This is a genomic window from Rhodococcus sp. BS-15 (assembly GCF_000813105.1).
Taxonomy (GTDB): Bacteria; Actinomycetota; Actinomycetes; order Mycobacteriales; family Mycobacteriaceae; genus Rhodococcoides.
On record NZ_BAOX01000536.1, the window covers coordinates 1 to 1,477 of the forward strand.

The following is a 1,477-nucleotide window of genomic DNA, read 5'->3' on the forward strand; positions in this document are numbered from 1 at the left end:
ATCGCGGTTCGGGGCGGGCGACGCCGTCGACGCGGCGCTGCACCCGGCGTCGATTCTCGCGTTCGTCGGACTCGTCGCGGAATCCCACGTGCGCAGCGTCGTGGCTCACTGTCGTGGAAGGCGCGCCCGATGCCCGCGCCGCACACCTGACCCGTCTCACACTCGCGCGGCCGCAAGCCCCAGGTTGCTGAGCACCTCACGCGTCGCGCGCGCGAAGTTCAAGGTGATGAAGTGCAATCCGGGCGCACCCTCGGAGATCAAGCGCTCACCGATGTTCGTCGCGAGTTCGATGCCCACCTCTCGAACGGCGGCACGGTCCTCTTCGGGACCGGATCCCGCTGCGCGCGTGAACTTCTCGTCCAGGTGCGACGGGAGCGTCGTACCCGAGAGCTCGAGCATCCGGCGAACCGACCGAAGCGAGGTGATGGGCATGATCTCGGGAATGATCGGCTTGGCACCCTGCTCGGCGTCGAACGCACACACGCGATCCCGTAGGCGCAGGTAGTCGTCCACATCGAAGAACATCTGGGTGATCGAGTACTCCGCCCCCGCCCGCAACTTGCCGACCAGGCATCGGGTGTCCTGCTCGAGGTCGGCGGCGCGGTGGTGTCCTTCGGGGAACGACGCCACGCCGACGTGAAAGTCGCCGAGATCGCGCACCAGCCGGACGAGCTCCTCCGCGTACTCGACGCCGTCCGGATGCTTCTCCCAGTCACCGAGCGGATCTCCGGGGGGATCTCCGCGCAGCACGAGAATGTTGGTGATGCCGCGGTCCGCGTACGACCCGACCATGGATCGGAGTTCGTCCACACTGTGCGAGACGGCAGTGAGATGCGCCACAGGAAGAAGGGTGGTCTCCTCGGCGATCTGCCCGGTGACGCGCACCGTCCGATCGCGGGTGGAGCCGCCCGCGCCGTAGGTCATCGACACGAATGCGGGTTGAAGTTGTTCGAACTCACGAACCGCCCGCCACAGCCTGGCCTCGGCGGCCGCGTCTCGTGGAGGCGAGAACTCCACCGAGAACGGGATCCTGGCCTCGGGTTCTGTCCGTAGCCGGTCGACGATGGACGGCGTTCTCGTCACGAATCCTCGACTCGACCGCCCCCTGACGGATTCTTCGCTCACCCGAAGATCATAGGTTGCGCCCCACCGAAGCCCGTCGGGCCTCCCTGACGAAAGATGTTCGCTGGACGTCGGTCCAGGGTTTCCACGGCTATTACTGTGGGAATCGTCAGTCCACGCAATCCACAGCAACCTTGGAGGATCGTCCTGTCCGGAGACTTTTCTTCGCCCGTAGTCGACACCCCCGCCGCCGCGAACGACCCGAAGGCGATGCGCACGGCGGTCGACGCGACGCTCGCCGAGTTCTTCGCCTCACGCAGAGAGGTCGTCGACACCGTCGGCGGCGGCTATCCCGCCGCGGTGGCCGACCTCGAGGCGTTCGTGCTTCGCCGGCGGCAAGCGCATGCGTCCCCGC

At 66.9% G+C, this 1,477-nt stretch carries 1 protein-coding gene; it reads right to left on the reverse strand.

Annotated features, from left to right (window positions below; all coding sequences use genetic code 11):
- Positions 1-156: 156 nt before the first annotated feature.
- Positions 157-1,083, reverse strand: coding sequence for a methylenetetrahydrofolate reductase [NAD(P)H] (gene metF / locus RHBS_RS27705; protein ID WP_220709099.1), 927 nt, complete (start codon positions 1,081-1,083; stop codon positions 157-159).
- Between the last annotated feature and the right edge of the window lie 394 nt (positions 1,084-1,477).